The organism is Mycobacterium sp., assembly GCF_036488105.1.
In the GTDB taxonomy this organism is placed as follows: domain Bacteria; phylum Actinomycetota; class Actinomycetes; order Mycobacteriales; family Mycobacteriaceae; genus Mycobacterium.
Window position 1 is genome coordinate 1 of record NZ_DASXHW010000540.1, and the last position, 4,369, is coordinate 4,369.

The window sequence follows — 4,369 nt, forward strand, 5'->3', positions numbered from 1 at the left end:
ATCGAGGCTGCTCCGGTGGAGATAAAGCTCGCCAACCCGGGGGTGACGCATGTGGATGATGCCGGGGCGGTAGCCGACATCCGCCCGCGCCCACAGCTCGCGGAAGCGCTGACTGGCAGCTGAGAGCTCGTCGATCAACGCGCGCAACCGAGGATCGGTTAGATCGCCCCCGACAACATCGCGTAACCCGCTCACCGCTATCGCGGTCGCCTCATCCCAATCGACATAGAGTTCGCGGGCGGCGGGGTCGAGAAGTCGCCAGCGCAGGAAATTTTCTCCAAGTGCGAAACCTGGTGACAGCGCTACGGCGCAGGGATTCGCGGCCAGCACGTCCTGGCATCTGCTGGCCACAATTGCCGGCATTGGAAACTGATCGATCAGTTCATCCAGCCCGTTTGCAACTGTCTCGCCAGCGGGGTGTGGTCGGCGGCTGCCCGGCGCACTGGCCAGCCGGTGCAGATATTCCGTCGCTTTGCCGTCGAGCCGCAGAGCGTGCGCGAGCGCGTCGACAACTTGTGCGGATGGACGGGTGTCACGGCCCTGCTCGAGTCGTAGGTAGTAGGCGGAGCTGATGCCGGCGAGGGTTGCGAGCTCCTCGCGGCGCAAACCCGGAACGCGCCGCCGCGCGCCGGCGGCCAAGCCGACCTCTTCAGGACGAACCTGCTCGCGGCGCGCACGCAGATAATCACCCAGCGCGCCGGCCTTGGGTGCCACCGCCTGATGGTAAGGCTGTCCCTGGCATTACCACGATTAATTGGGACCGGCTGCCGAGCCGTTTGCCGGAATTCGCAGCGCGCGCGGTGCGCTCATGGTTGGCACAAGGATCGGCTCACCCACAACAAGGAGGACGCGATGTCCACAATCCACTTCCACCAGACGACCACCTCAAGCCCTGAGCAGTTCGTCGCGGCGCTCACTGACTTCGGGCCCGGCCGCTCGAAGCTCTTCCCGAACAGCGCGGATGGATACCTCAAGGTGCATCATCAGGGCCCGGCTGATGCCGACGTCACCGAGGGCTCAGGCGGCATCTGGGAGCGCCTGCATTACGACTGGTCCGATCGCAACCACGTCAAGCTCACCACCACCGACTCCAACATGTTCGGCGGCGCCTCGGGCTACACCTACACCCTGACGCGGCAGTCCGACGGAATGACCGACGTAGATGTCGTCATCGTTCGTGAGGGCAAAAACCTGATGGGAAAGGTACTCGCGGGCGTGCTCGGAACCGTCGGAAAGCGCTCGCTGGGAAAGGCGTTCACCACCAGCGTCAAGGCCATCCAAGCCCGCAGCGGCGATAGCGTGGCGGAAGTTTAGTGAAGGGCTCGCGGCGTCCACCACTGCCGCTTGGTCTACTTGGGCAGTTGTGGCGCCAGAGCAGGGCCATCCGCGAGAAAGGCGACAACGATGACCGACACCGAGGAGCTGTTCCTGATTACTGGCGCCACCGGCAACACCGGTGCGCACACCGTGAAGTTGCTACGCGAACGCGGTCGACGCGTCCGCGCGCTCGTGCACTCCCTTGACGACCGCGCGGACCGGCTACGTGAACTGGGCGCCGAAGTCGTGCAAGGCGATCTACTGGACTTTCCGGCGGTCAGCGCGGCCACAGCCGGGGTCAGCTCGGCATATTTCAACTACCCCGTAGCCCCAGGCTTGGTGGAGGCGACCGCAAACTTCGTCCAGGCGGCGAGCGAGGCCGGCGTCCGCGCAGTGGTCAACATGTCGCAGATCCCGGCGCGCCGGGAGGCCAAAAGCAACGCGGCGCGGGCGCACTGGATCGCCGAACGACTGCTGGATCGCAGCGCGCTGATCACCACACATCTGCGGCCCACGTTCTTCACGTTCTTGCTGAACATGTTCTGGATCCGCGAAAACGACCATGGGAGCTATCGGCTGCCCTTCGCCGATGCCCGCTTCGCTCCCATCGACGCCGCCGATCAAGCCCATGTCATCGCGGCCATCCTTCAAAACCCGGACCCGCATGCCCGCCAGACTTACCAACTGTTCGGCGCCGAAGAACTCAACTGGCATGAAATCGCCGCGAAAGTCCAAGAGACCCTGGGGATCCCGGTGCACTACGAGCCCACCGACATTCCTACCTTCGCCGCAGGACTGACCGCCGCAGGCGCCTCGGCGCATTTCGTGCAGCACATCCGCAACGTGGCACAGGACTACCGCGACGGCGTCTTCGCCGGGGTTAACAATCTCGTTGAGGTGATCGGGGGAATCAAGCCCATGACCGTGGAGGATTACGTCGCGGCCAACCGCTCCCAGTTCGAAACAAGCGGGAGCCCTCGCCGATGAGCGCGAAGGTCACGTCCTGGATATTCGACACGACGCGGTTGATTTAGTCAGCCGCCGAGCTCTGCGATGGCCTTAAGGCGTTTGAGGGTTTCGGTTGTGGTACGACCCACCTGCCGCACGGCGACGCGGTCGGCGATGTAGCCCAAAATCCCCCCGGGCGCCTGGTACGACAGCCGGAATGTCACCCTCGTCCGGCCTTCCCCCGCGTCGCGCAACCGGATACGGCCACGCAGGTTGATACCGGTGATGCCGACCCACGCCAGGTCGCGCCGGTCGTCGAACTCGACCACTTCGACCAGCCCGCCCACCGGCACCGAGCCGATCTTCCAGTGCACGAAGTAGCGGGCGCCGACGCCGGGCGGCTGTTCATTGGCGCTCTCCCATCGTTCCAGCCTGGCCATGAACGATGGGTAGCGGTCAGGGTCGCTGACGATCTTCCAGACCGCGCCGCGGTCCGCGTCGATGAGATTGCGGCGTTCGACGCGCATCAGCCGATCACCGGGAACCGACGTCGGGCGGCAAGACGGTCGACACCGGCTTGCAGGCTGGTCATCACCTTGTCGTGCACAGCCTGATCGTCGCCATCGACGTCGATGGGATGTTGCACGTCGATGGCGATCTTGGTGGGCAGCGGGATATGGCCAGCCAGGTCGCTGATGTTCAAGCCCCACGGCAGGGCCAACGAGATCGGAATGCTCTTGAGCCGCAACAGCTTATCCGCCATCAGCAGCTTGGCCAACCACTGCCCGCGGTTGAGGAATAACGCGCTCTCTTGGCCGCCCACACTGGCCACCGGCACGATCGGCACGCCGGCCTCGCGAGCTAGTTTCACGTAGCCCATCCGGCCGTCGAAGTCGACCTTGTGCCGTTCCCAGGACGGCCGGAAGACTTCGTAGTCCCCGCCGGGGTAGACGAGCAGTGCCGCCCCGGACTCCAGCGCCAATTTCGCGTTTTCGGGGTTGGCGGCGACGGTTCCGAATTTGCGCAGCCAGCCCAGCGGCGGCGCCGAGACGACGAGGTTGTGGGCCAGTTGGTAGAAGGGCCGTTCGACGCCGAAGTAGGAGCAGAACGCGAGAGTGAAGACGAAGGTGTCGGGAGGGACGTTGCCGCCACTGTGGTTACCGACCAGCAGCACCGGCCCGTCGGCAGGGATCCGGTCGAGGTGCTGCACGTCGGCCCGGAAATACAACGACGCCAGCAGCCATGTTCCGGGCAGTTGGTCTCGGATGTAGTCGGGGTCCCGTTGGTCGAGGTCGGCTTTCGGGACCCGCGACGCGACTTGTTCGCGCATCCAGTCCTTAAGATCGCCCAGGGTCGACATGCTCGAACCTATACCCGCATGGAACGGCGTTTATACCTATTCAGGCATCGTCCAACCGATAGATACGGGCGGCGTTGCGGCGGGCGATGAGGTCGACGACGCGTATGGCGTCGATCGCACTCCAGTCGCCGTCATCCACGAATCTGCCCAGCACTCGCTGAATCCCATTGCGCCACAACCTGGTACCGAGGTAGTGCAACTCCGCTGGGCCGAATCCGTCTGACGAGTAGACGATCTTGCGGAACGGCGCCAGCTCCAGCATCCGCGCGATGAATGCCGGCGACCGCGCGCCCAGGTGGTTGATGCTCAGCCCGCCGTCGAGGTAGACGTTGTTGAACGCTTGGGCCAGATAGCCGGCCTCCCGCTCGAAGGGATAACAGTGCAGCAGCACGATCGGGGTATCGCCGGACTGACGCAGAAAGTCGAGCAGCAGCACCGGGTTGGCCTTGTGCAGGTCGCATTCCCGGTCGCCGAAACCCACGTGGAATTGCAATGGCATACCTACTTGCAGCGCCTGATGCAGGCCGAAGCGCAGCAGTACTCGATCGGTGAGCCGACGACCGCCGTCGTCGCGCCATCGGGCGGCCGCTGCTGCGACCTCGGCCGCCGACGGCTCGCTCAGGTCGCCGTCGAATCCGCCGCGGTAAGCCAGGACGGATTTGGTGCCCACGGCCGTGTCCGTGCGGTGTCTCAGGATCTGTTCGAATGCTGATGCATAGTCAGCTAGGGAATCGGCGGCCTGTT

Annotated in this window: 6 protein-coding genes; 2 read left to right on the plus strand and 4 right to left on the minus strand. The window is 64.5% G+C overall.

What is annotated here, in order from left to right; all coding sequences use genetic code 11:
* A partial coding sequence (locus VGH54_RS28470; protein ID WP_331515507.1) for a helix-turn-helix transcriptional regulator occupies positions 1-714 on the minus strand: 714 nt, incomplete at its 3' end.
* Between the two features lie 138 nt (positions 715-852).
* Between VGH54_RS28470 and VGH54_RS28475 the strand changes: the two genes are divergently transcribed.
* Positions 853-1,314 carry a hypothetical protein gene (locus tag VGH54_RS28475; protein WP_331515508.1) on the plus strand — a complete coding sequence of 154 codons (462 nt, stop codon included), beginning with the start codon at positions 853-855 and terminating at the stop codon, positions 1,312-1,314.
* A gap of 90 nt (positions 1,315-1,404) precedes the next feature.
* Positions 1,405-2,304 (plus strand): NmrA family NAD(P)-binding protein, encoded by a 900-nt coding sequence (locus VGH54_RS28480; RefSeq protein ID WP_331515509.1) that lies wholly within the window; start codon positions 1,405-1,407, stop codon positions 2,302-2,304.
* Positions 2,305-2,351: 47 nt separating this feature from the next.
* On the opposite strand, the gene VGH54_RS28485 is transcribed toward VGH54_RS28480, so the two are convergent.
* From VGH54_RS28485 to VGH54_RS28495, 3 genes are all read right to left on the minus strand, one after another.
* Positions 2,352-2,792 (minus strand): SRPBCC family protein, encoded by a 441-nt coding sequence (locus VGH54_RS28485; protein WP_331515511.1) that lies wholly within the window; start codon positions 2,790-2,792, stop codon positions 2,352-2,354.
* The gene (locus VGH54_RS28490) at positions 2,792-3,625 is read right to left on the minus strand and encodes a 1-acyl-sn-glycerol-3-phosphate acyltransferase (RefSeq protein WP_331515512.1); all 834 of its coding nucleotides are present in this window, start codon (positions 3,623-3,625) and stop codon (positions 2,792-2,794) included. Before VGH54_RS28490 ends, VGH54_RS28485 begins: the two co-directional genes overlap by 1 nt.
* A gap of 40 nt (positions 3,626-3,665) precedes the next feature.
* A partial coding sequence (locus tag VGH54_RS28495) for an amidohydrolase family protein (protein WP_331515513.1) occupies positions 3,666-4,369 on the minus strand: 704 nt, incomplete at its 5' end.

Coding starts and splice junctions, on each gene's coding strand:
- VGH54_RS28480 (WP_331515509.1), top strand. CDS start 1,405: ATGACCGACACCGAGGAGCTGTTCCTGATTACTGGCGCCACCGGCAAC.
- VGH54_RS28490 (WP_331515512.1), bottom strand. CDS start 3,625: ATGTCGACCCTGGGCGATCTTAAGGACTGGATGCGCGAACAAGTCGCG.
- VGH54_RS28485 (WP_331515511.1), bottom strand. CDS start 2,792: ATGCGCGTCGAACGCCGCAATCTCATCGACGCGGACCGCGGCGCGGTC.
- VGH54_RS28475 (WP_331515508.1), top strand. CDS start 853: ATGTCCACAATCCACTTCCACCAGACGACCACCTCAAGCCCTGAGCAG.